The organism is Pontibacter sp. GD13 (assembly GCF_058216355.1).
In genome coordinates this window covers 21,268-46,135 of record NZ_JBYZMQ010000001.1, presented here as the reverse complement: position 1 = coordinate 46,135, position 24,868 = coordinate 21,268, and the positions used below count along the sequence as shown (strand labels likewise).

The 24,868-nt window shown below is 52.3% G+C and carries 21 protein-coding genes; 3 read left to right on the top strand and 18 right to left on the bottom strand.

Annotation, left to right across the window (positions count from 1 at the left end):
* Positions 1-49: 49 nt before the first annotated feature.
* From AC4BAN_RS00200 to pseB, 7 genes are all read right to left on the bottom strand, one after another.
* The gene (locus tag AC4BAN_RS00200) at positions 50-1,438 is read right to left on the bottom strand and encodes a polysaccharide deacetylase family protein (protein ID WP_490562339.1); all 1,389 of its coding nucleotides are present in this window, start codon (positions 1,436-1,438) and stop codon (positions 50-52) included.
* Positions 1,439-1,704: 266 nt separating this feature from the next.
* Positions 1,705-2,985 carry a hypothetical protein gene (locus AC4BAN_RS00195; RefSeq protein WP_490562338.1) on the bottom strand — a complete coding sequence of 427 codons (1,281 nt, stop codon included), beginning with the start codon at positions 2,983-2,985 and terminating at the stop codon, positions 1,705-1,707.
* Positions 2,986-2,988: 3 nt separating this feature from the next.
* Complete coding sequence (gene pseI / locus AC4BAN_RS00190) at positions 2,989-4,032, bottom strand: pseudaminic acid synthase (RefSeq protein ID WP_490562337.1); 1,044 nt, start codon at positions 4,030-4,032, stop codon at positions 2,989-2,991.
* Positions 4,033-4,050: 18 nt separating this feature from the next.
* The gene (gene pseG, locus AC4BAN_RS00185; RefSeq protein ID WP_490562336.1) at positions 4,051-5,556 is read right to left on the bottom strand and encodes a UDP-2,4-diacetamido-2,4,6-trideoxy-beta-L-altropyranose hydrolase; all 1,506 of its coding nucleotides are present in this window, start codon (positions 5,554-5,556) and stop codon (positions 4,051-4,053) included.
* On the bottom strand, positions 5,549-6,241 hold the full coding sequence (gene pseF / locus AC4BAN_RS00180) for a pseudaminic acid cytidylyltransferase (protein ID WP_490562335.1): 693 nt from the start codon (positions 6,239-6,241) through the stop codon (positions 5,549-5,551). Before pseF ends, pseG begins: the two co-directional genes overlap by 8 nt.
* Entirely contained in the window at positions 6,238-7,443 is a 1,206-nt protein-coding gene (gene pseC, locus AC4BAN_RS00175; protein WP_490562334.1) for a UDP-4-amino-4,6-dideoxy-N-acetyl-beta-L-altrosamine transaminase, read from the bottom strand. Before pseC ends, pseF begins: the two co-directional genes overlap by 4 nt.
* Positions 7,444-7,497: 54 nt before the next feature.
* The gene (gene pseB, locus AC4BAN_RS00170; protein ID WP_490562333.1) at positions 7,498-8,517 is read right to left on the bottom strand and encodes a UDP-N-acetylglucosamine 4,6-dehydratase (inverting); all 1,020 of its coding nucleotides are present in this window, start codon (positions 8,515-8,517) and stop codon (positions 7,498-7,500) included.
* Between the two features lie 340 nt (positions 8,518-8,857).
* Here pseB and AC4BAN_RS00165 point away from each other — a divergent pair, with 340 nt between their 5' ends.
* The gene (locus AC4BAN_RS00165) at positions 8,858-9,964 is read left to right on the top strand and encodes a glycosyltransferase (RefSeq protein ID WP_490562332.1); all 1,107 of its coding nucleotides are present in this window, start codon (positions 8,858-8,860) and stop codon (positions 9,962-9,964) included.
* Positions 9,965-9,972: 8 nt separating this feature from the next.
* Here AC4BAN_RS00165 and AC4BAN_RS00160 read toward each other — a convergent pair whose 3' ends face one another.
* Positions 9,973-11,316: a glycosyltransferase family 4 protein gene (locus AC4BAN_RS00160; protein WP_490562331.1), complete on the bottom strand. Its 1,344-nt coding sequence runs from the start codon at positions 11,314-11,316 to the stop codon at positions 9,973-9,975.
* 208 nt (positions 11,317-11,524) lie between these two features.
* Here AC4BAN_RS00160 and ffh point away from each other — a divergent pair, with 208 nt between their 5' ends.
* Positions 11,525-12,859 (top strand): signal recognition particle protein, encoded by a 1,335-nt coding sequence (gene ffh, locus AC4BAN_RS00155; protein WP_490562330.1) that lies wholly within the window; start codon positions 11,525-11,527, stop codon positions 12,857-12,859.
* An 80-nt stretch (positions 12,860-12,939) separates the two neighbouring features.
* On the opposite strand, the gene AC4BAN_RS00150 is transcribed toward ffh, so the two are convergent.
* From AC4BAN_RS00150 to AC4BAN_RS00130, 5 genes are all read right to left on the bottom strand, one after another.
* Positions 12,940-15,267, bottom strand: coding sequence for a response regulator (locus AC4BAN_RS00150; RefSeq protein WP_490562329.1), 2,328 nt, complete (start codon positions 15,265-15,267; stop codon positions 12,940-12,942).
* An 81-nt stretch (positions 15,268-15,348) separates the two neighbouring features.
* Complete coding sequence (locus AC4BAN_RS00145) at positions 15,349-15,762, bottom strand: response regulator (protein ID WP_490562328.1); 414 nt, start codon at positions 15,760-15,762, stop codon at positions 15,349-15,351.
* A 13-nt stretch (positions 15,763-15,775) separates the two neighbouring features.
* Entirely contained in the window at positions 15,776-16,483 is a 708-nt protein-coding gene (locus AC4BAN_RS00140) for a sensor histidine kinase (RefSeq protein WP_490562327.1), read from the bottom strand.
* A gap of 10 nt (positions 16,484-16,493) precedes the next feature.
* Positions 16,494-18,011, bottom strand: a complete 1,518-nt coding sequence (locus tag AC4BAN_RS00135; RefSeq protein ID WP_490562326.1) for a sensor histidine kinase — start codon at positions 18,009-18,011, stop codon at positions 16,494-16,496.
* Positions 18,012-18,125: 114 nt separating this feature from the next.
* Complete coding sequence (locus AC4BAN_RS00130) at positions 18,126-18,596, bottom strand: nucleoside deaminase (RefSeq protein ID WP_490562325.1); 471 nt, start codon at positions 18,594-18,596, stop codon at positions 18,126-18,128.
* A 363-nt stretch (positions 18,597-18,959) separates the two neighbouring features.
* Between AC4BAN_RS00130 and AC4BAN_RS00125 the strand changes: the two genes are divergently transcribed.
* Entirely contained in the window at positions 18,960-19,568 is a 609-nt protein-coding gene (locus AC4BAN_RS00125; protein ID WP_490562324.1) for a hypothetical protein, read from the top strand.
* Between the two features lie 16 nt (positions 19,569-19,584).
* Here AC4BAN_RS00125 and AC4BAN_RS00120 read toward each other — a convergent pair whose 3' ends face one another.
* The 5 genes from AC4BAN_RS00120 to egtB form a co-directional block, all read right to left on the bottom strand.
* Positions 19,585-20,181 (bottom strand): hypothetical protein, encoded by a 597-nt coding sequence (locus AC4BAN_RS00120; RefSeq protein ID WP_490562323.1) that lies wholly within the window; start codon positions 20,179-20,181, stop codon positions 19,585-19,587.
* A 91-nt stretch (positions 20,182-20,272) separates the two neighbouring features.
* A complete protein-coding gene (locus AC4BAN_RS00115; RefSeq protein ID WP_490562322.1) occupies positions 20,273-21,187 on the bottom strand; it encodes a polysaccharide deacetylase family protein in 915 nt (304 codons plus the stop codon).
* Between the two features lie 95 nt (positions 21,188-21,282).
* Positions 21,283-22,440, bottom strand: coding sequence for a pyridoxal phosphate-dependent aminotransferase (locus tag AC4BAN_RS00110; RefSeq protein ID WP_490562321.1), 1,158 nt, complete (start codon positions 22,438-22,440; stop codon positions 21,283-21,285).
* 102 nt (positions 22,441-22,542) lie between these two features.
* On the bottom strand, positions 22,543-23,550 hold the full coding sequence (gene egtD, locus AC4BAN_RS00105) for an L-histidine N(alpha)-methyltransferase (protein WP_490562320.1): 1,008 nt from the start codon (positions 23,548-23,550) through the stop codon (positions 22,543-22,545).
* A 4-nt stretch (positions 23,551-23,554) separates the two neighbouring features.
* Entirely contained in the window at positions 23,555-24,826 is a 1,272-nt protein-coding gene (egtB, locus tag AC4BAN_RS00100; RefSeq protein WP_490562319.1) for an ergothioneine biosynthesis protein EgtB, read from the bottom strand.
* Positions 24,827-24,868: the final 42 nt, after the last annotated feature.

The following is a 24,868-nucleotide window of genomic DNA, read 5'->3' as shown; positions in this document are numbered from 1 at the left end:
TTAAAAATTTACGATATAGTGTAAATACATGGCAGCAGCAAGCCAGCGATCAAGGCTGTGCTTTATGCTTCACCAGTTCGGTTGCCTCGGAGCAAGTCATAAAGCGGGTGCCCTCCTCGTTTAGGTGGGCAAGTATCTGCTCGAGTAACTCGCGCCAACTCGGGGCGCCTTTTTGGGTCGGAAACTCGGAGAAGGCAGAGAAATTCTCGTTGTGCCACAGCAGGGTAAACAAACCGTTAAACTTCTTGATCTCATGGATCAGAGGCAAGATTGTGGCCATGGCCTCGCCAGACTCCAGGTGCATGTAACTGATGTTGTAGAGCGAAGTATCCATCAGGTGCAGCGGCAATTCCAGGCAGCTACTTGCTTTGCTTGTGTTAAAGTCGAAAGGGAAAAAAGGATGGCAGAAGGAGTTTCGAAAGCCCAGGTGTTCAGCAAAGCCCAGCGTGGAATCGTATTCCAGTTTGCTCTGCTGCAATACCTGCTCCGTTTTTTCGGGTTGGTAACAAAGGTAGTGGAAGCGGTTGCCCTTTACCGGAACAGGCAGCTTCCGGCTGTCAGCCTTTAGCTGTACCAGGTCGTTGGAGGTGCCAAAGCTGCCGTGCAGGCCCACCTCATGCTGTGTTGCGGCCACTCTCAGAATCAACTGCTGGTACGCGGTTTTGGCAAGGTCGTAGTCAGCGTTGGGGTAGCCGTTGTACCGCTGATCGCTTGGCAGAAAGAACAGCGTGAGTTTCGCCCCAAACTTCTCTGCCACCCGCATCACCTCAGGCAGGTTATTCCAGGCGTCTTTTCCAACGGCCTTTCTTACCAGTAGCGAGAGCAGTCCTTTTACATTGCCTGCCACTAACTGTTGCTTTCCCGCTGCCCGCCAGGCGCTCTGCAGGCGGTCCACGTCGCAGGTCAGGCAACTGGCAAACCCGGCTTCGCCCCAAAGGCTATGGCTCAGGTCCACCTGGTGCACCTGCTCGATCACATCGCGCAGCATGTCAAAATAATAGTTGACGACAGGTTTCATGACAAAGCCATACTTCGCCTGCATGCTGGCCTTGTATGTATAGCGCCCGAACTTATCCCGCTCCGGGCCATAATGCTCCTGCCATCCACTCAGCAAGTAAAAGGCCGATGCTATGATATCGTAGTTGATGCTGGCCGAGCCATCCGTGTGGAAGGTGACCAGTTCCTGTTCGTTGTCAGCGTCAAAGAAGAAGGGAAGGCGCTCGCCCTTCCAGGTGCGCCAAACGATCTGTTGCGGCCGGGGACGCTTCTGCTCAAAAAAGCCCCCCTCATATTTTGCGATCCGCACACGGCTTTGATGCACCACGTCCTCCCGTGTACTGTAGTGCAGGCTGAAATTTCGCGCTTTCGGATAAACCAGGTAAAAATGCTGTAGAATATAATCGAGTTGATACAAAGCTGTTTTATAAAACCGAGCCAACTTTTTGATGTTTGTTGAGAACGGCTACTTTTTAAATGATGAATGCATTAACCGGCTGGTTTGCCCCAGGGCAGACCAGCCGTCGTCATAACGCTTACTTAGGCAATTAGATTTTCCTCAGTGGTTAAAAATTTCAGTATAAAGTCATTTTCTGCACTTAGGCCGAATGATGTCAGAGTGTAATGGTAGCTTATCGAAGATGTGTTGACCCATGACCCACATTCCGTTGGTTGAAGAGAGTTTCGATACAACATGAGCTATCAAAACTATGCGAAAGATGCAAACTGCTTGATATACCCTAGTGCCAGTTCACTACTTTTTCCATCGTATTCTGTTCCGATGGTTGCATTATAATAACTGGCCCGAAGATATACATCGGGTTTGTCGAGTAGTCTTTCTCTTAGCATAGATTGTAACTTCGGATAATTGTCGGCAGCCTCCACAAGACCATGCCTGATAAACCCGTAGTAGTCTGCTAATGATTCGTGCGGATTCATGTTAAAAAAAACTGACCAGACATTTAGCAAAACAGCTTCCAGGTGTATGCCTGAGGTACCGCTGACCAATACATCTATACTTTGAAGGAACTCAAAAGAGGATTCCTGGCTACCTTTTGAGATCAGGATGTTAGCCCGCTTAGGTAGAAGTTTCTCAAAATTTCGGGTGTCGCGGGGGTGAGGTCTAAGTATAAATGTGCACGCAGGGAAATCCTGTGACAGGTTATGAAGTAGTTGCTCAACAGCATCGGTGGCATCCAGCTGATTACAGGCTATGCCAACATGGCTGATTGTTTTATGCTGATTTCGAAGTGGGGCAAAGCTGTCGGCCTTTGGCATGCCCACCAATTCCACGCGGCCAGCTATCGGGCCGCACAACTTGTACTTATCCAGGGCATCCTGTCCTTCCAATAAGTTTAGATCAAAGGATAGTGGTGGAAATATAGGGCTTACGCTGGCGTGCTGCAGGTAAATAGTCTTGATGCCCAGTTTTTTTGCTGCTAAGAGCATGGCCCGGGCATCGGCATTGTGATCGTTGGAAAATACAACAGCTTTAGGTTTATACCGCTTCAACTTCTGCAAGTAAACCTCATAAAAGCCAATGGCATCAAACAACAAGTCCGGAAAACGACGGGTGCTTTTTGGCTGATACTTTATAAACTGAAGGTATAAAGGGGCAAGCTTAAAATAATAAAGAATTTTGCGGCGCAGCGATACCCGTTCAACGGCTGCATTGTATCTGCCGATCTCTTTGCTTTGGCCAGCAACAAACAAGGCATCGGGTAAGCTTTCCTGTAGAAAGTTTAAACTATCCACGTTGTTTTGGCTGACCACATAAAGCCATACTTTCCCCTGCAGGGCCTCCGGGTTCTCAACCCTTTTAAAGAGATTCCCAAAGAGACGTATGACAGTATAACCAGCCATTTTCAGCAGCCGCATATACAGGCGGTTTGGTGATACAGCGTTTTTAGCACTTTCAGGCAGCTTGTAAAAACCTACTGAGAAATGCAGATACAGCATATCACGATAGAGGGCGTACCAGTCCTTCATGTGTTACACCAGGTCCCAGGTAAGGGGCGTTCCGGCCTTGATGTCCTGCCGGGCGGCTTTGCCCAGCAGCTGCTCGTAGTGCTTGGGCGCCAGCCCCAGTCCGGGGCGGATGACACGGATGTTCTCTTTTGTCAGCGCCTCTCCGGCCGCGATGTCCCGGGCCGCATAGACTGACCTTTTAAAGAGGCGGCTCTTCTCCTCTGCCTTCTGCACCCCGTACTGCACGCGGCCTAGCGCCTGCCAGGCCCGCCCGGACTCTGTCACCAGCGCCTGCAGCTCTGCAGGTTCCAGTGAGAAGGCGGAGTCCACGCCTCCGTCAGCCCGGAGCAGTGTGAAGTGCTTCTCCAGGACCGTCGCGCCCAGGGCCACGGCGGCCACGGCGGCACCCAGACCCATGGTGTGGTCCGAGAGACCCACCTGCACCCCGAACAGCTCGCGCATGTGGGGGATGGTCCGGAGGTTGGTGTTCTCCGGGGTGGCCGGGTAAGTGCTGGTGCACTTTAAAAGTACAAGCTCTCTGCACCCCGCCCCGCGCAGCACCTTCACAGCCTCATCGAGCTCTGAAAGTGTGGCGGCCCCCGTGCTCATGATCACCGGTTTGCCCGTGGCAGCTACCTTGCGCAGCAGCGGGTGGTCGGTGTTCTCGAAGGAGGCGATCTTGTACACCGGCGCCCCGAGCTCCTCCAAAAAATCCACCGCCGACTCATCGAAGGGGGAGGAGAAGGCGATCATGCCCCGCTCCCTGGCCCGCTCGAAGAGCGGCTGGTGCCAATCCCAGGGGGTGTAGGCTTCTTTGTAGAGGTCATGCAGCTCACGGCCCTGCCACAGCGAGCCCTCATCGGCGATGGTAAAGGCGCCTGGCAGGGTCATGGTGTCGGCCGTGTAGGTCTGCAGCTTGAGGGCGTCCGCGCCGGCGTCGGCGGCCGCGTCCACGATCTGCAGTGCCCGCTCCAGCGACTGGTTGTGGTTGCCCGACACCTCGGCGATGATGAAGGGTCTGTGCGATGGGCCGACCAGGCGGCCGGCGATGTTAATATCGTTGATCATTTTTTTTCTCTCTCTAACTTACTGTTTCTGGGGCTCCTTCAAAATAAAGCAATACGCCTTGGGATATTGTGGGTCCGGCATGCCGCGGCTGAAGCCCGCTTTCTCAAATGCCCTGACGGAGGCCTGGTTCTCTTTCTGTACCAGTCCCTCCACCAGCCTCACCTCAGGCCGGTGCCGCAATAATGCGGCCACGCCCTTTTGTAGCACCACGTGCCCCAGGCCCCGGCCCCGGAAGGCAGGGCCAATCAGGTAACTCAGGGTCGCCTTCCCGTTCTCCAGCTCGAAGCGGATATGGGCCAGGGGCACCCCGTTGGCCTCAGCAATAAACAGCTTTGCACGTTCATCTTCCAGCTTAGACTTCAGCCAGCGGGTGTGGCTCTCGAGCAGGATCGGGTTCGGGTTGAAAGATTGCTTGCGCACCTCCGGGTCGTTGGCCCAGCCGAAGAGCAGCAGCAGGTCTTCAGGGGTTACCTCGCGGACTTTAACACTACTTTTCAGCGCCAGTCCCTGGAACACCTCCCGTAGCCGCTCGTCTGACTTTCCGTCAAAGAACTGGCGCTGCAAGCCCACTGCTTGCTGATAAGAAGCGGCCAAATTCCGGCTTGGCTCTTGGGGCAGCCTGTCATACGCTTTGGCCAGGCCCGTGCTGGTCAGGAAACGATATAGCCCCGCCTGGTTCTGGGCTGTCTGCAGCACGAAGAGCAGGCCGCCCACCGCGGCGTACTCGTAGGCCACGCCACTTGCCGAAGTGATGGCCACGGCGCAGCTTCTCATGAGCCGGCACATGGCTTCTGCGTCCAGGTTCTGGTGGAGCCTGTAGGCGGGTTTGTCCCGAATCCACTCCTGTAGCGCAGGCAGGTGCCGGTAAGCGCTCCCTACCACCAGCTCCACCTTGCAAGCCTTGTCGCTGGTTTCCAGGTTCTGGGCAATCTGCAGCGTGCGGTTCTGCGGGTCGGCCCCGCCCAGGTTCAGGAAAACGCGCGTTTCCCCTGCCGGAAGCGGCCTGTGCTCCCTGGCCGCCTGCAGGAAGGGGGGGCGCAGCAGCGCATACTGCGGCCCCAGCAGCAGCCGGGTGTACGGCGCCGTCTCGTACACGTCAGCGTCCATGCCTCCGGCTTGGTTGAGCACCGCATCCGCCACGAAGGGAAACGCGTGGATGTCATCTATAAAAAGCAGGGAACAGCCTTTGCCTTTGATCTTATGCTGGTAGGCCGTGCCGAAGTGGTAGCCGTCGAGCACCACCAGCACGTCCGGGGCGATGTAGGCGTCCAGCTCATGCAGGAATCTCTCCTCGTCGGGCGTGCAGGCAGGGAGCGTGATCACGCCGTCGCAGATGCCCTTGAGCTGCTCCAGCAGCTCCGGGATGGGGGATTGGATGGCGAACACGCACTCGAAGTCATGGCGCAGCATCTGCGCCAGGGCCAGTGAGCGCACCACGTGCCCCAGCCCGATGCGGCCGTTGCCGTCGGCGCGGAAGAGGATGCGCTGCCGCTGGTCGCCCTTATGTGGAAATGTCTCAGTCAAGTCTGTGCACTAGTTTATACTTTAGCTCGGCCAGTTGCCAGTCCGTCTCGGAGTCGATGTCCTGCACCTGCAGCTCACTGCGCTCCAGGGCCCCCGACCTGTCGGCGAACAGCTTGCCGCTCTCCAGGAAACGACCTACCCGGAACCAATAGAACTGGCCGGCATCGTGATAGGCCGCCGGCAGGTCCTGAGAGCGGCTCTCCAGGTGCTCGGGCCAGTTCATGCGCACCCGGCCATCCTCCAGCTTCAGGCTGCGCCAGATGGGGTAGGAGTACCTGACCACCGGGAAAACGGAGTCCAAGTCGCCGGCCGTGAGCTTGCCATAGGCTTCTGACAGCACCGTGCCCGTCACAAAGGGGGCAGTGGGGTAGAGGCAGCAGGCACACTCAAATGTCCTGCCTTGGGCAGCATAATTTTGCAGCACCTCACGCAGCACGGCCGCCGTGGTGGCAAAATCGTCAGCGGTTCCCTGTGAACGGAAAAAGGGCACTTGCGCCCCGTAGTGCCGGGCCACCTCAGCAATTTCCACATCGTCCGTGGAGACCATCACCTCCTCGAACAGCCCAGACTGCAGGGCCGCCTCGATGGAGTAGGCAAGAATAGGCCTGCCCAGGAAGTTTTTGATGTTCTTGCGCGGGATGCGCTTGCTGCCCCCGCGGGCCGGTATGATGGCGATGCTTTTCACGCGCCCACGAACTCCTTCACCTTCCCGATCACAAACTCCTGCTCCTCCTGCGTGAGCGTGGGGTACATCGGCAGGCTCAGGCAGCCGGCGTAGTAATGCTCCGCTTCAGGAAAATCTCCTTTCCTGTAGCCCAGTCCCCGGTAGTAGGGCATCTGGTGGGCCGGGATGTAGTGCACCTGCGCAAAGATTTGGTGCTCCCGCAAAAAGTCGTAGAGCCCTTTGCGGTCCTGTACCCGGATCACGTAGAGGTGGTAGGCGTGGCCTGTCTCATCGTCCGTACCCAGCGCGGCGGGTGTTGTCTTGAGCAGCCCGATCCCTTTCATGCTCTCAAAGGCCTTGTCGTACACCCGGGCGATTCCCCTGCGGCGGGCCAGGCCGGCTTCGGCCCTGTTGAGCTGCGAGAGGCCCAGTGCGCAGAGCATGTCGGGAATGCGGTAGTTGTAGCCCAGCTCCTGCATCTCCATGTACCAGCCGCCGTGCTGCTCCTCCATTTCCTGCGGGTCGCGCGTGATGCCGTGGGTGCGCAGCCTCAGCAGCTCTTTGTAGAGCCGCTCGTCGTTGGTGGTCACCATGCCGCCCTCGCCCGTGGCGATGTGCTTGACGGGGTGGAAGGAGAAGATAGCTAGGTCGGCAAACTTGCCGTTGCCGCAGTGCTGCTTCTCGCCCTGGCTGTCAATAAAATAGCCGCCGGGGGCGTGGCAGGCATCCTCGATGATCCACAGGCCGTGCTCATCGGCCAGCTCCCGGAAAGCCTCCAGGTTCACCGGGTTGCCGGCGAAGTCCACGGGGATCAGGCCTGCGTAATAGCCCCTGGGCTTGCTCTCCAGCAGCTGTCGCACCTTGCCGATGTCCAGCAGGGCCGTTTCGGGATCAACATCGCTGAAGGCAACCTCACCGCCGCAGTAGCGCACGCAGTTGGCCGAGGCCACGAAGGTGATGGGGGTGGTGATCACCCGGCTCCCCTCGCTCACGCCCAGGGCCAGCGTGCACAGGTGCAGGGCGGCCGTGCCGTTGGCGCAGGCCACGGCGTAGCGGGCGCCCACGTAGTCGGCAAAGGCCCGCTCGAACTCGCCCACCCGCGGGCCCTGCGTCAGGAAGTCCGACTGCAAAGTTTCCACCACCGCCGCAATGTCCGACTCCGTGATGTTCTGCCTGCCGTAGGGGATGGGCTTTCGGTTACTGGTTTCTGTATGCTGGTTCACGCGTTAATATCTTTAAACCTGAATATCTTTTAACCTTTTCTTAAAGTATGCAGCTTAAACGGTAAAATTTGGGTCTACATGCTCGCGAATCTGCTCCCTTAGCTGTTTTACGGAGAGCCACTCGGTATTGGTGCCGGAGTTGTACTTGAACCCGAGTGGTGTCATTTTACCCTTGTGCGCTTTCATAAAATCCTCGGGCGTCCAGAGTGGGGTGGATGGCAGAATTACGTAGTATTTATCCAGTTCTACTGTATTCAAAGAGTCTGTCTCGGTGATCATCTCCTCATGCAGCTTCTCTCCCGGGCGGATGCCTACAATCTCCTGCTCACAGTCAGGACCGATGGCCTCGGCCACATCGGTGATCCGGTAAGAGGGTATTTTCGGAACGAAGATCTCGCCGCCCCAATGATGCTCCAGCGCATGGAAAACCAGTTCCACACCTTCCTCCAGCGAAATATTGAAACGGGTCATGTCCGGGTGCGTGATCGGAAGCACTCCCTCTGTGCGTTTTTTCAGAAAGAAGGGCACCACGGAGCCCCGCGAGCCGATCACGTTGCCATAGCGCACCACCGAGAAACGGATATCGCGCTTTCCTTTCATGTTATTCGCTGCAACAAAAAGCTTGTCAGAGCACAACTTTGTGGCACCGTACAGGTTGATGGGTGCAGCTGCTTTGTCCGTGGATAGGGCCACTACCTCTTTCACACCGCAGTCAAGGGCTGCATTGATCACGTTCTCAGCACCAAGGATATTGGTCTTAATGCATTCCATGGGGTTGTATTCAGCGGCAGGCACCTGTTTCAGGGCGGCGGCGTGCACAATAATGTCTATTCCCTCGCAGGCGCGCTTAAAGCGATCCCCATCCCGCACATCGCCTATAAAGTAGCGGATGGAGTTATACTTGCTGTGGGGGAAAAGCTGCGACATCTCAAACTGCTTGAGTTCATCGCGGGAGTAAATCACCACGCGCTTCACGTCAGGGAAACGGGCATACACCATTTCCACGAATTTTTTACCAAACGAGCCGGTGCCGCCCGTAATCAAGATAGCCTTGTTGTTCAGGTCTAATGCCATTCTGAAATTTTATCCATTTTGATGACAGGTGCATTGCTTCACCCATTCTGTTGCAATTTAGTTTTTTTCGCCACAAGATGCAGCCCGGATTGTGGAAGACTTTTTTATGGTCAAACGGAAGATACCTGCATTGGCTTCTATTTAGTATGTTTCACCAATGCTACCGAACCCGGGGTAAGAGGTCTTGTGTAAGGTAAGTTTTTATAATAAAGGAGGATAATACGTTATGGAACCATTAAAACGGCCCCTGCATACAGGCAGCAAGGATTTTAATACGTAACTTATACCCCAAACAAAGTGGCACCCTGGCAGAGACTGTTCAGGTTATAGAGGTTTTAGTGTGAAACATATTCATATCATTGCTTTTGACATTCCCTACCCGGCCAATTATGGAGGTGTGATTGATGTTTTCTACAAGCTGAAAGCCCTGCACGAGCTGGGAATCAGCATTCATCTGCATTGCTTTGAATATGGAAGGGAGCGTACCTCCGCGCTTGCAGCGCACTGTACCACCGTAACCTATTATAAAAGAGAAACGCACCCCCGGCACCTCCTGAGCCTACAACCATACATTGTAACCTCCCGCACAGGAGCGGAACTGCTTAAGAATTTGCTGCTGGACAGGCACCCGATCCTGTTCGAGGGGCTGCATACGACTTTGTTGCTGACCGACAGACGACTAAATGAGCGCCTTAAATTTGTGCGCACGCACAACATAGAGCATAATTACTACTGGAATTTATGTAAGGCGGAATCTAACCTTTTTAAAAAGGCGTTTTTTGCACTGGAGGCTGTTAAGTTAAAAAAATATGAAAAAGTGCTGCAGGCAGCAGACCATATCTTCCCCATCTCGTTAAGTGAGCGGTCCTATTTTCAGCGTTACGGCACCACCACTTACCTGCCTGCCTTTTATTCCGAGTTACGCACGCTAAACCTTCCTGCAAGAGGGCAGGGTGTTTTGTACCATGGCAACCTTTCTGTCAGCGAGAATATCAGGGCAGTACATTATTTAATAGAGCATGTGTTCAGCAAAATAGCGCTGCCCGTACTGATTGCCGGTAAAAACCCCGGGCCGGGATTATTAAAAAAAGTAGCCCTGCATCAAAACATACAGGTAATAGCTAACCCATCAGACGAGGAAATGGCTGCTTACATCGCCAATGCGCAAATAAATGTGCTGATAACTTTCCAGGCAACGGGCATTAAACTGAAGCTGATCAATGCCCTGATGCAGGGCAGGCACTGTGTCGTGAATAACAGCATGGTGGCCAATTCCGGTTTAGAACACCTGTGTCGCGTAGCCAGCACACCGGATCAAATGATCGAAGCGATCACTGAACTATACAAGGTGCCGTTTAGTGAGCAGGCTAACGAGCAAAGGCAACAAGCGCTTGGCCATTTGTACACAAACCGGGAGAGTGCCCAAAAAATTGCGCAGCTGCTGTAAGGTTTAACTCAGCTTGTCGCTTTCGCGTGTTTTGCTACCAGTTCCTTGATCACCTCCGCTAATTTGCCGGTCAGTTCCTGCCTGGAAAAACGCGAGTGGTTGATGTACGGCAGGTCGAGGCTGGGGTTGATTTTCCAGGATTTGCTGAGCTGCGTCATGTGGTCCAGCATCAGGTCGTAGGCGGTATAATGGAACAGGCGCCCGGCGCCGCACTCGTCAATGATCCGATCGGCATCGGAATGCACCGGGCCCAGGCAAATGATGGGTTTGTTTGAGGCCAGGTACTCGAAGAGTTTTCCGGGCACGTTGGCAAACAGGGCTTCCACATCAGCAATGGCCAGCAACAGCACTGTGCTCTCCATCAGGTACTTTATCGCCTCCTCGTGCGGCACATACGGCACATACTCCGTAATTCCCAAAACCCCCGCTTTCTCAATCCGCTGCTTTACACCCTCCGATACCTTACCGACAAAACGAAGTTTATACTTTATATCATTATGCACGGATAACAGGTGGGCCAGCACTTTCAGAAAAACATCTATGTTATAGCTTTCGGTGATGGTGCCGGTGTAGGTAATCAGGAACGTGTCGGAGGGAGGGTTGGAAGGCAGACGGAAATCATCCGCGTCGTACCCGTTCGGGATTACGTGGATCTTGTCAGCATCAAGGTGGAGGGGCTTGTTCAGGAACAGGCGCTTGGTGTCATCGCTGGTAACCAGTATGGCATCGGCCTGCTGCAGCACCTGCAGTTCATACCTAGCGTCGAGGCGCTTGGCCAGGGTGGTGTGGTAGAGCTGATCGTAGTAATGAATGTTGGTCCAGGGGTCGCGGAGGTCGGCTACCCAGGGCAGGTTATACTTTTTCTTCAGCTTCAGGCCGATCAGTTGTGTGGAGTGCGGCGGACTTGTGGTGAGGATGGCTTTAAACGTGTCGCCTTTCAACAGCTCGGTTGCTTTTTTAATGGCGTGTTTGTTCCAGCCCACGCGGGCATCGGGGATAAAAAGGTTGCCGCGCACAAACTTGAAGACTTTATCGAGCAGGGACTCCTTGGACTGCTGGTTGGCAAAGCCGCTATAGGGGATCTCCTTTTTACCTGATAGTTTTTTGTAATACTCAAAGGGCTCAGAGGTTGCCGTGCGGTATACAGTCAGCCCATTTGGCACTTCTTTGGAAAAGGTGGGATCGAGCAGGGCATAGGAAGCCTGCTTTTCGTCCACGGTGAGCACAGTGGGCTGTACCCCGAACTGCGGCAGGTATTTACAGAACTTGAGTCCGCGCTGCACGCCCGGCCCCCCGGAGGGTGGCCAGTAATAAGATATGTATAAGAGGTCGGTTGTATCCGTTTTTTCCAAAGTGCGCAGGTATTTCGTTCAAATCAAATATAAAGCTTTTCTTACGTTATGCAGCCAATGCTGTTTAAATGATGATGCGCGGTGAGCCTGAAATCAGTCAAGGAATTTCAGGGGGTGGACATCTGTTTGCAGGAAAGCAAAAAGCACGTATCCTATTCGTAAATCAAAAGTATATTCCTTATTTTTGTAGGTAAATCCAGAGAAAGCGATGTTTGATAATTTAAGTAACAAATTAGAACAGGCCTTTAAGACCCTTAAAGGCCAGGGAAGCATTACAGAGATCAACGTTGCGCAAACAATCAAAGAGGTACGCCGTGCCCTGGTTGATGCCGACGTTAACTATAAAGTTGCCAAAACTGTTACCGATAAGGTAAAAGAAGAGGCATTAGGCCGCGATGTGCTTCTGGCTGTTTCGCCGGGGCAGTTGATGGTGAAGATCATGCACGAAGAGCTCACCGAGCTGATGGGTGGCGAGAAGCAGGAGATAAACCTAAAGGGCGATCCGGCGATTATCCTGATCGCAGGCTTGCAGGGCTCGGGTAAAACAACCTTTACCGGTAAACTGGCGCACCATGTTAAAAAGCAGGGCCGCAACGTGTTGGTGGCTGCCTGCGACGTGTACCGGCCGGCTGCGATCAATCAGCTACAGGTGCTGGCAGAGCAGGTGGGTGTAGAGGCCTATACAGAACTGGATAACAAGAACCCGGTGCAGATTGCCCTCAATGCTATCGCCCACGCTAAAAAAACCAATAAGAAAGTAGTTATCATTGACACCGCCGGCCGCCTGGCCGTAGACGAGGCAATGATGAAGGAAATAGCCGAGATTAAGGCTGCCGTGAAGCCCACCGAGACCCTGTTCGTGGTGGATTCCATGACAGGCCAGGATGCGGTGAATACAGCCAAGACCTTTAACGAGCGCATTAACTTCGACGGCGTGGTGCTGACCAAGCTGGATGGTGACTCGCGTGGTGGCGCGGCCCTTTCTATCCGTGCGGTAGTAGAGAAGCCCATCAAGTTTATATCGACTGGCGAGAAAATGGAGGCGCTGGACCTGTTCTACCCGGATCGTATGGCGCAGCGTATCCTGGGCATGGGCGACGTGATCTCCCTGGTTGAGCGTGCGCAGCAGGCCTTCGACGAAGACGAGGCGAAGCGGATCAACAAAAAGATCCGCAAGAACCAGTTCAACTTCGACGACTTCCTGACACAGCTGGAGCAGATCAAGAAAATGGGTGACATCAAAGACCTGGTGGGCATGATCCCGGGTGTTGGCAAGGCCCTGAAGGATGTGGAGATTGACGACAATGCCTTCAAGCCAATCGAGGCGATCATAAAATCGATGACACCGGCGGAGCGCGAAAACCCCGACATGATCAGCGGCAGCCGCCGGGCCCGCATTGCCAAAGGCAGCGGTACGGACGTACAGCAGGTGAATAACCTGATGAAGCAGTTTAACGACATGCGCAAAATGATGCGCTCGATGAACAAAATGTCTGGAAAACGCGGCGGCCTGAGCAACCTGGCTAACATGATGAAGCGCTAGAACGAACAACACACAAAAATGAAAAGGGGCCATACTTTTTAAAGTATGGCCCCTTTTCATTTTTAGTAATCAAGTAGGTGCTAGAGCTGTGCTTTCTGGTAGGCTCCCTTTAACAGGGCCACGGTTTCGGTTCCTTGAAACAGGATGTGCTTTGCTAATTGCTGAAGCTGAGCCAAGTCGGGAACCTGAATGGCACACAGCATTTCCTGAATACTGGCTTGCAAAGGTTGGGCTGCTATTACAGTGATGCTATCATAAAACTCCGCCAAGTGGTGCTTTAGGTTTACGAGGTCCCCGGTTTCTGTCAGATCATATAAGCTTTTAATGGATTCAGGGATGCTTTCGATATACATAGACAGAATTTCGCCCATGAAAGCAGTGTTCGTGCCAGCCATTTGCTCCAGCGTTTTCAAGTCTACAGTGGCGGCTTCCTGCCTGTAATTACTAGTTAAAGTATAGATGGTTTGAAAGAGTGTTCCCTGTTCAAAGGGTTTCGACACATAGGCGTCTGCCCCGGCGGCGAGACATTTTGCCACTTCCTCTTCAGAAGCATGCGCTGTGAGCGCGATAATGGGTATTTGCGCGTTATCGTTACCGGATGCCCTGATCCTTTTAATGGCCTCAAACCCGTCCATCTCCGGCATTTGCATGTCCATCAGAACCAGGTCGTAAGGAACAACCTGGAATTGATTTAGTGCCTCCACACCGTTGAAAACAATATCCAAATTGAGTTGCCAGTTAGCCAGAACGGTTTTGATCAGGAGTTGGTTAATCTCGTTGTCCTCGGCTAGCAGCACATTTAAACCTTTCAGGCTGGCTGTGGGTAACGCTGGCGTAGCAGACAGAGTTTCTTTGGTCGTTTCTGCCGGTTCAATTTTTATGATCCTCCGGAAAGGCAATGAAAACGTGAAGGCACTGCCTACCATCAGCTGACTTCGAACGGAAAGGTTGCCGCCCTGCATCTCAATAATATTTTTAGAAATGGTCAAACCCAGCCCGGTACCGCCGTACTTTCGGGTAGTGTCATTACTGCCTTGGTTAAAGCTTTCGAATACAGTGTTTAACTTTTCCGGGGCAATACCAATGCCTGTGTCCTCTACTGTAAATTCAATGAAAATTTCCTGCTCCTGTTCTCTGAGCAAAGTTGCCGACACCTTTATTTCCCCGTTTTCAGTAAATTTTGCAGCGTTCCCGATCAGGTTCAGAAAAACCTGGCGAAGTCGCAAAGGGTCGCCCAGTATTTTGCCTGGAATACGTGGATCGAGCATGGCCGACAGGATATTGCCGCGCTCACTTGCCTTGGATTCCATCAGTTCCACCACATCGTTAATCTGTTCCTCCAAGCTAAAGCCCACTTCCTCGAAGGTGAATTGGTGTGCCGTCATTTTAGAGAAATCCAGCAGGTCGTTGATGATGTGCATCAGGTTATCCGCCGATTTCTGAATGGCGCCGAGGTATTTCTGTTGTTCGGAACCCAGGTTTGTTTTTTGCAGCACATGGGTTAAGCCAATAATGCCATTCATGGGGGTTCGGATTTCATGGCTGATGTTGGCCAGAAACTGCTCTTTTACCCGTACAGAATTCTCGGCAATATCTTTTGCCTTTACCAGTTCCTGTTCATTTTTGATTCGGTCGGTAATATCAATGGCAAAGCCGGTAACACCTTTTACCTCGTCTTTCTCACCGCGCAAAGGCATGTAATATGACTTAAAATAGTAGCCATTCGACTCATCTACTGACTGTACTACTTCCCCCTTCAGCGCTTTCTGAAAGCGGGCCAGTATGCGGGGCATTCTATAAAAAACCTCCTGAATGGACTTCCCGATGATCGTAACCGGGTCGACGCCTATCCGCTCGTAAGCCATCCCACGGGCAAACTGAAAAACGCCGTCATGATTCACATTCCAGAAAGCCATCGGGGAATTGGAAATAACCAGGTCAAGTTGATTCTGTGTGTAGCGGAGTTTCTCCTCCGCGCGCTGGCGCTCGTCCTTTGCCTCCTTCAGGCGGAGCGCATTGCGTATGCTGTGGGAAACGCCTTCTGGGGTCAGCAGACTTTTAGGAATGTAGTCGGCGGCACCTAAACGGATGGCCTGGGCTGCAATGCGTTCATCGCCATGAGAGGTCACAATCAGGACGGGGGCCTGCACATGGATCCTGTCCAGTTCAGCCATGAGTTCCAGTCCATCCATGTCGGGTAGCTTAAAATCTACGAAAATGCAATCAAACGTTTTTTCCTGCAGCAGTTGCAGTCCCTCCCTGGCTGTTTTAGCCGTGCATACGGTTGCTTTCAGATTCGATTTCTGTAGAGAACGCCGGATGGTCATCTGGTCTACTTCGTCGTCGTCTATGATCAGGATCAGAAGATCTTTGGCTGATTTTTCCGCAATATCTATATAAGTGGGCACGATCAATCTTTCATGTAGGCGCTGCTAGCGCCTGTTAAACATCATCAGATCAAGTCGGTTTTCAGAGGAGAGGCAGGAGGCTTAAGGACGTTCGCACAGTTTCCAGTAACTGTCGAGGGTTGCTACCGAGGAAATGAATTTCTCGAAAGACAGCGGCTTGAGGATGTAACCGGCCACGTTAAAATTATAAGCGTTAATCTTATCGCTGTCCTCGTTGGAGGTGGTCATTACGAAAACGCTGGCACTTTTGAAGCGGTCATCAGCCCGCAGCTCTTTCAGAAACTCAATGCCGTTCATCTTGGGCATGTTCAGGTCCAGAATGATGATGTGTGGGAAAGGCACCAGCTCTGTGCGAAGCATATCCAGGGCCTCTAAGCCGTTACGGGCTATAAAAAGGGGGTTTTTAATACTGTTCTTCTTAAATGCGCGCTGCACATTCATAACATCAACCTCATCGTCTTCAACAAGGAGGACATTTACCAATTTTTCAGTCATTTAAATAATTCAGTTAAATAGATTTAGGCCATGTAAAACGTATGGTAAGTCCATTTCCAAGGTGATTGGATTCAGCGCGTATCGTTCCTCCTGCAAAATTCACAATTTTTTTCGCAATAGCTAACCCAGCACCTTTGGTATCAACGGTATCTTTTGGGGAAACCGTGTAAAATAATTTAAAGATCTTCTCCAAAGCCTCCTCTGGAACGCCAACCCCGTTGTCGGTCACCTCAAATTCATACAGGTCATTTTCCGTTTCTGTGCAGCTGACCAGTACTTCTGCCGGTGTTTTGTCGCTGAAGGCGCTAACGTTGGCAAACAGGATATCAAAAACCTGCTTTAGTTTGGCAGCATAAGTATGAAACACGGGTAAGGGGGTCGGGAGCTGTAAATCCAGTTGGCCGTCAAAGGGAATTGCAACCTGCTGCACCATCGCTTTCACATCGGCAGGGGCTGTTTCAGTGTGGTGCCTTGATACGCGCGAGTAGGTGAGCAAGGCCTCGATCATACCTTCCATGCGCTTTGCCCTGCTGCGGAGAAGAAGCATGTTGTGCTGCACGTCTTCCGATATTTCATCGCCCAGATCCTCCTCTATCCAACTCGATAGGTTTGTAATGGCGCGTACCGGTGCTTTCAGATCATGGGACACGATGTAGGCAAACTCCTCCATGTCGTTCTGTAACTCTGCTACCTGTTGCTTGTAATGCTGCGTAGATTCCATTTTTCTTTGCTTAAGCGCTATAGGCTACCTGCTGTATACTTTCCGAGGACGGAATAGCTTCTGAATAGGGCCAGAAAAAGATAAAGCTGGTGCCAAGCCCTGCTTCTGACTCAATGCGTATGTTGCCGCCGGTTTCCTCCAATATCTTTTTAACAATGGCCAGCCCGATGCCCGTGCTTTCCCGGGTGTCGCGTGCTTCCATGGTCTGAAAAATACCAAATACTTTCTGATGATATTCCTTCGGTATGCCCGGCCCGTTGTCTTTTACCCTAAACTCGAATCCTCCGACCACGGCCTTGCATCCTATGTTAATAACAGGCTCTGGTTTGTCGTTATACTTAATGGCATTGCCGATCAGGTTGGTGAGCACCTGTTGCAACAGTATTTTCTCGGTGGTGATCTCAGGCAAGCTTCGGCTGGTATGCACGGTTACCTGTTTCCCAGGCGAAAGGGAATCAAGGATTTCATTAACCAATTGTGCTGTGGAGAAAGTGGTTTTAGGTATGTCATTTCTGCCGATGCGCGAGTAATCCAGTATGCCATTGATCAGGTTTTCCATCCGGAAAACACGGCCTCGCATTAACTGTAAGTTTCGCTGCACATCAGGGTCCAGGTCCGGCAGGTCTTCCTCAATCCACTCGGCCAGGCTGAAGATTGCACGCAAAGGCGCCTTCAGGTCGTGCGACACCACATAGGCAAACTGGTCCAGCGCTTTGTTCGTTTTCTGAAGTGTGGCAAAACTATCGTCCAAGCGCTTTGCCATTACGTTCAGCGAGTGGGAAACCTGGCTGATCTCGTCGTTTTTAAGATCTATGAGTTGGGTGTCGAAGTGCCCTAACGCGACTGCATCAGCCATTTTAACGATCTCCTTTAATCGCACCCTGATAGCTTTCGCCAGAAAATACACGACAATTATGCCGATCACCACACATATCGTGGTGAGAATAATGGCCAACTTATCGGTAAAACGGGTGCTGCGCTGCAGGGTCGAGTAGCTGTTGTCCCGGCTGATCTGCTCTGCTGTCCGGAACGCGATGAACTGTTGCCGGATGCTGTCCATCATTTTCTTACCGGCCCCTGTCCGTATCTTGTTAATCCTGAAGTCCTCGAAGGCAGCCACCTGATCAGGTGATTTAAGGGCGGCCTTTTGTAAGGCAATAGCCGGTTCGGCAAAAGTGGTTTGCCATCTGTGATAGGTCGAGTCGATGGCCTGAATGCGGCTGACTTGCGCCTGGTCGCTCACGAGGGTTAACATCTCTGCTCTTAAAAGCCCGTATGTCTTGATTCCGTTTTCGTAGGGAGCCAGAAAGTTCTCGTCATCGGAGATCTGGAAGCCCCTTAAACCGGTCTGTGTCTCAATGATCGCCTTCTCTGTGCTTTCAGCCAGGCGCATGGTCTCGGCGGCACGGAGTGCCTGCTTAATGTCTGAGGCTACATTCTCGGACTGCTCCAGGTACGAAATCGTAACGAAGACAAAAACCAGTAGTATAGACCCGAACGCGAGGTAAATCCTGGGTAAAAGTTTCATGGGGAGTTTAACTGGAAAGCGCGAAAAAACGCGGTGTTGCTGTTTTAAAGAAAACCACGGTTATTATTTGTGCAATATACAGTGGCGTATTTTCTGCAGCAAAAGGAATGCGCCCTAAATTATATTATTTTCCAGCACCTGCCAGGCCTTTAAGGCGTCTATGGCCTTGCTGTCCGGTATTTGTTGCATCGGGATAAGCCGTTCAGAAGTCGGGCGTTGAATTTCCTGGTAGAGCATGGCATCTTCGAAACCTGCTGCTGCAGCATCGTAACGGGTGTTTGCATAGTATACTTTGCTCAGTTTGGCCCAATAGATGGCCCCCAGGCACATGGGGCAGGGCTCGCAACTGGAATACAGCTCACAGCCTTCCAACTGAACTGTCTTAAGTGTAGCACAGGCCGCTCGAATGGCCATTATTTCAGCGTGGGCTGTCGGGTCCATGGAATGGGGCACCTGGTTAAAACCTCGGGCAATAATCTCGCCCCGGAACACGATCACTGCACCAAAAGGCCCCCCGAATCCTTCCGTCATTTTGATGATTGAAAGCAGCACCGCTTCGCGCATAAACAGGGCTTTATTTTCCATGTGGTACTTTTATGTAGCCTATACGGTTTCCCGTACCGGTTTGTAACACTGTGTGGGCCTTAATATGGAGGGGCAATAATGGCTGGAAACAAAAATATAGCCTACACTACACTTGTGCCCTCTCCGGCATACTCGTAGTATAGGCTATTACGGTTTTATATCAAATCCAGTTGAAGGGTGAAAGTAGGGTGGCAGGTTTATGTATGCAAACTATTTACATACAATTACATACGCTGGTTTGCCTGCTTAGTTCTTTTTTCTGGGAATTTACGCGCTGGCTTGTTTATGCTGGCCAGTTTGCATTAAATATCTAATTTTTAAAGCGCACGTATCTATGCCTATACAAACCAAACGCATGACACTATGAAAAAGAATACAACGCTATGGCTAAGCTTACTGTTTTTGCTGACCCTGCTGGGCGCATGCTCGGGCATGAAGGAAGCCGAATCCGGTATGGAGGATGAGTTAGCCGATTTTAGAAGCTGGGTAAATAACACCACATCCAGCATTGCGAATAAAACAGAAGCGGACTGGAAACAGGCTAAGCAGGATTTTAGCCAGCGCACCAGCGAACTGGATCAGAAACAGAACAATTTTTCGGCTGAGGTAAAACAGGAGTATCAGCAGTTGAAGCAAAAATTCAATGACGCTGACAAAGAGTACATGCACCACAACAGCCAGGGTATGGAGAGTGAGTGGGAGCGTAACCTGTTGGGGCGTTGGGCCGATATGGCCACGATAAACGAGAACAACGTACGCGACGCCTACATTACCTTTATGGAAAACGTGCGGGCCCAAAAAAGCAATTGGAACGACCATGACTGGGAAATGGCCAAGATGGTGATGAACAACCTGAACCAGCGCAAAAGTGAGATCACCGGGAATATCCCCACCGATACCGAGGTAAAGATAAAAGCACTGCAGATGGAGTTCAGAACCCTGGAAACAGGCGCAGACGTTGGCGATAACTAGTTAGACCCATTGGGGGTTACACAATAACCCGTCCTTCCCGGGCATCGCCGTACAGGACAGACAGCCCCTGCAGGTGCCGGTACCCGCTGAGCCAGGCAAGGAGGCTATCGAACTGATGCCAGTTGGCTGGCGCCTGATGCAAGGGAAATGAAAGAAGGCTTTGCAGTGCCGCTGTAAAAACAGGGAGCGCAGCAAGGCCTTTTTTGTACCCCGCTAAACCAGAAAACTGCAGTGTAACCAACTGCCTGGGGTATGTTTCCAGCACGGCCACGCCTTGGTCATCCAGGTTGGCCCGCAACCTGATTGCACGCGCCGTCAGGCCGCCGATAAAAAGCGGCGACATAGCTTGTAACTCTCTGTCGCAGGAGCGGTAGAAATAATCGGCATCAGATGAGTAGGCTCCCTGCGCGTATACCCTGGGAAGGGTGAGTGGGGCATCCATAAAAAGCACCGCAGGCCTAAAAGTTACAACCAGGTGCTGTAGCCAGGCATCCGCATCCTGCCCACGCTTGCTTTGCAATACTCGTAATTTGCCCCCCTCTAAAAATGCTACAGCAGTGGTTCCAGCCAGCTTAGCTCCATAATCTACGCCGAGGTGTCGGGTTGTATCCATATGATGCGTGCTAAGTGTAATTTTTCCTTACCGTTATACCCATACGTATAGTACTCCTGTACAAAGGCATTTTCCCAACTACAATAACAATCTAATCAAAGCTGCCTACCATATTCTGGTATAGCCGTTCGGAGTCCCAGTACCCGCTTGCTATGATGCGCCGAACAGTGAAGAGCGGATTCTGTGCATCCTGTTTGGCGGCTAATTGGAATGCGCCTGTAACCCCCCTACTTTTTAACTCCGGCACTGCCTCCTGGTTCCAAAGGCCAAACGGAAAGGCGAAGTAGGTAACGGGTTTCCCGGTGATTTCTTCCAGGACCAGTTTGGGCTTCTCTACCTGGGTTACCCAATCGTTGCCGGTGAATTTTTTTACGTTATGATGATCCCAGGTATGGCTGCCGATGGCGTGGCCCTTCTCCGACAGGTCTTTTATTTGTTCGCGGGTCATGTAGCGGGGCCTGTTCAGGGAGACAGTCATCACAAAAAAGACACCCTTAAAGCCATACTTTTCCAGCACCGGCAGGGCATTAGTGTATTGGTCCAGGTTGGTGTCGTCGAAGGTGAGCATCACGGGTTTTTCGGGAAGGGGGGCACCGGTGGTCAGGTAAGCCATCAATTGATCGGGCAGGATGGTGTGGTATCCGCTGTCTGCCAGTATTTTAAGCTGTTGCTCAAAGCGATCGGTCGGAACAATGTAGTCTTTTGCCTGCTTAGAGTCTCCTGTGCGCCAGTCGCGTATCTGGTGGTAGCATAAAATGGGCACCTGTGGCCTGGCCAGCACCGTTTCGGCAGAGGCGTTCAGGTTGATCAGGGGCTCTGCGGGCAATGTAGCAACGGCCACACCTGCAGAGGCAACGAACTGTACCGTAGTGGAGTCCGGTAAATGCATAGGTGATTCGGCTGTCAGCGCATCCTCCTGGCGGGGGCCGCTTTCACAGGATGAAAAAAGGAGAGTAGCCAGCAATAAGCCGGCACCAAGTATACGGCGGGTAAAGAGAAAATTCATGTATCGAAATTATAGGCGTCAATATACCTATTTATACTGACGTGATGGGGCTATGGAGGCTACAATTTTAACCTTTAGCCTGCTGTATGTTCTTATCAACGAAGTGACGCCAACGCCGCCTTCAATCGTTGGAGCGCCTCCTGCAATTTGTCGCTCTCTATGGCAAACGACATGCGGGCATGGCCGGGGGAGTCAAATAGCGCGCCATCCGCCAGTTCCAGGCTATACTGCTCCCGTAAGTAGCGGAAAAGATCGGTACCGGAGGCAATTGTTTCACCCTGCGGTGTGGTGCGCTGCAAATAATGGCTGAAATCAGGGAAGAAATAGTAGGCCCCGTCCGGCACGGTATAGCGCAACTGCGGGATCGCTTTGAAAGCTGCCACCACCAGGCTACGGTTGTGGCTGAGCACCTGCAGCATGGGTTTAAGCGCTTCCTGCCGCACTGCCAGGGTGGCTTGGGCTGCATCCTGCATAAAAACGCTTACACCTGAATAAGTGATTCCCTGAAACTCGGCGCAGCTTTGTACCAGTTCCTTCGGGCCCAGCAGGTAACCGATGCGCCAGCCGGACATGGCAAAGTTTTTAGAAAAGCCATTTACAACGATTGTTCGTTCTGTTTTCGCCCCTTGGCAGGAAAGGATAGAAGTAAAAGGCTCACTGTAAGTAATAGCGTCGTAAATTTCATCTGACAGCAGGTATAGGTTGGGGAATTCCCTCACCACCTCGAGCAGTGCCTCCAGCTCCGGCTTACCATAGCATTTGCCGGTCGGGTTACCCGGGTTGGTGAGTACTACTATACGACTGCGGCTGTTCAAAGATTTTCGCAGCATCTCCGGAGTAAGTTTGTAGCCGTCTTTCTGGTGGGTCTGCAAGGGCTTGAGCATGCCGCAGCTATACTTCATCAGTTGCTGGAAGCCGAACCAGGCTGGGGTAGGCACCACCACCTCGTCGCCTTGCCGCAGCAGGTTGGTAAACAAGTTAAAAAGTGCCTGTTTGCTACCAGGGGTAATAAGCACCTGCTCCGGGTCGAGTTGTACTCCATCGGCTTTATACCTGTCGCAAATTGCCTGTCGGAGTCCTAAAGTGCCCTCCGTAGGACCATAAAACGTTTTGCCGTCTTGCAAAGCAGTGATGGCTGCGGTGGTAGCTTCTTCGGGACTTCTAAAATAACTGGCACCGGAGGCCAGGGAGATATATTCCATGGATAAAAGACTTGGCGACTTAGACAGACGCTTGTTTACAATCCGGTTCAAAAATTTCGTAGCGTAGTATAACCCATTCGCGCGAGGCGGACATACGGTTAAATCGCAATTTATAAAGACTTTTGGTAATGTATACCTTAAATGTTGTTGCGACTAAGGCAATGTGAAGAGCACATCCGCAAAGTTTTTCTGGTTATCGTAGAAAACAGTTTCTACTTCCAGGCCGCACTGTTGGCCCATTTCCCGAATCTGCTCAAGGGAGTACTTGTGTGAGTTTTCGGTGTGAATGGCTTCCCAGGCATCAAAATGGAAGGTGCGCCCGGTGTCACGGATATACACTTCCTGCTCTTTCTGACTGATTAGGAAACTGCGCATCACGCCTTCCAGGGGGTTATACATGGCATAATGCCGGAACTGGTCTACATCAAAATTGCCCCCAAGCTCACGGTTGATCCTGCGCAGCAGGTTGAGGTTAAACTCAGCGGTTACACCGGCCGCGTCGTCGTAGGCATGTAGGATGGTGTCGGGGTCTTTGCGCAGGTCTATGCCCATGAACAGCTTGTCTCCCTTGCTCAGGTAGCTGCGAATAGTCTGCAGAAAAACCAGACCATCGTGTGCTTCGAAATTACCAATGTTAGAGCCCAGGAACAGCAGTACCTTTCGTTCTGATTTGTGCGCCTGTAGCCATTGCAGGGCCTGAAAGTATTCTCCCACCACGGCCTGCACATTTACAGCGGGCAGTTCTTCCTGCAGGCTATCGGCTAACTGCGCCATGGCATCTCCCGAAATGTCGATGGGCACATAATCAAAGCTACTTTTTTGCCTGGCCAGCTCGCGTAACAGCACCTTTGTTTTCAGGGCATCCCCGGCTCCCAGGTCTATCATATGGAAAAAACCCTCCTGAGAGAACTGTCGCGCCATGTCCGCCCTGTTATCGTTCAGTACCTCGAACTCGGCACGGGTAAGGTAGTACTCAGGTAAATCCATGATCTGCTGAAAAAGCTGGCTTCCCCGTCCGTCATAGAAATAGCGAGAGGGCAAGTGCTTTTGTTTGCGGCTAAGGCCTTCTGCCACATCGCTGGCAAAGGCGGCGGTATCGTTGCTGCCGTCTTGTTTGCGGCTCAGATCTATCATGGGTGCTAGGGTAGAATTTAAATCCATAAGTTTATTTGTTTGCCAGCCGAATACCAGTGTACTGCCAGCGTTTATCAGGGTGAAAAAAGTTACGGTAAGTGGTGCGTATGTGGCTTTGTGAGGTAGCACAGGAACCGCCGCGCAGCACCATCTGGCTGATCATGAACTTGCCATTGTACTCGCCAATGGCGCCGGGCGCCTTTGTAAAGCCAGGGTAGGGGTGATAGGCACTGTAGGTCCATTCCCACACATCGCCGTACAGTTGCTGCAGCCCTTCACAGCCAGGCTGGGCAGGGCGGGGCTCCAGGCGCTCGCTCTCCACAAAATTTCCCTCCTGTGGCGGATAGGCCTGCGCCGCGGCCTCCCATTCAAACTCAGTCAGCAGGCGCTTGCCGGCCCAATTGGCATAGGCGTCGGCTTCATAAAAACTGATATGGGTCACCGGCTCGTTCAGGTTTACCGGTTGCAGGCCGTGCATGGTGTACCGGTGCCATTCGCCATCCTGTTGCATCCAGTAAAGCGGCGCCTCCAGCTGCTGGCTGTTCACCAGGGCATAGCCTTCATCGAGCCAGTGCCTGAAATCCGTGTAGCCGCCGTCCTGCATAAACTCCAGGTACTCGCCGTTGGTCACCAGGCGGTTCATCACCTGAAAATCGTCGAGCCATACTTCATGTACGCCGAGTTCATTGTCAAAACAGAAATCCTGCCCCCTGTACCCAATTTTATACTTCCCGCCGGGTACCTCCAGAAAAGTTGCTTTCACTGCTTCTGGCTGCGCTGCCTCCTGCGTGAGTTCCTTATACACCGGAAGCAATGGGTTGGTGCTCAGGATATACTTGATGTCGGTGAGCAAAAGCTCCTGGTGCTGCTGCTCATGCTGCAAACCCAACTGCAGAATGGGCAAAGCCTCGGCAGCCAGCGCTTCGTCGAGGTTGTGCAGCAGCTTGCTGATGTGCTCATCCACGTGCTGGCGGTAGGAATAAATATCACGCAGGGGCGGACGGGTGAGAGTGCTGCGCTGGTCGCGCTGTACGCGGCTGCCAACACTGTTATAATAGGAGTTGAAAAGGTAACTGTACTGCGTATGGTATTCCTGATAGCCGGGTAAGTATTTTTTCAATACAAACGTTTCGAAAAACCAGCTCGTATGCGCCATGTGCCACTTGGGCGGACTGACATCCACAATGGGCTGCACCACGGTATCCTCCGGTTCGAGTGGCTGGCAAATGAGCTCCGTACGGGAGCGGATGCGCTCGTATTGCTGAAGCGCAGCTTGTGTGGAGGAGGCGGTGAGGGTGCTCATAAATGTTTCGTAGTTAAAAATGCCGTAAAAGCCCTATTGAAA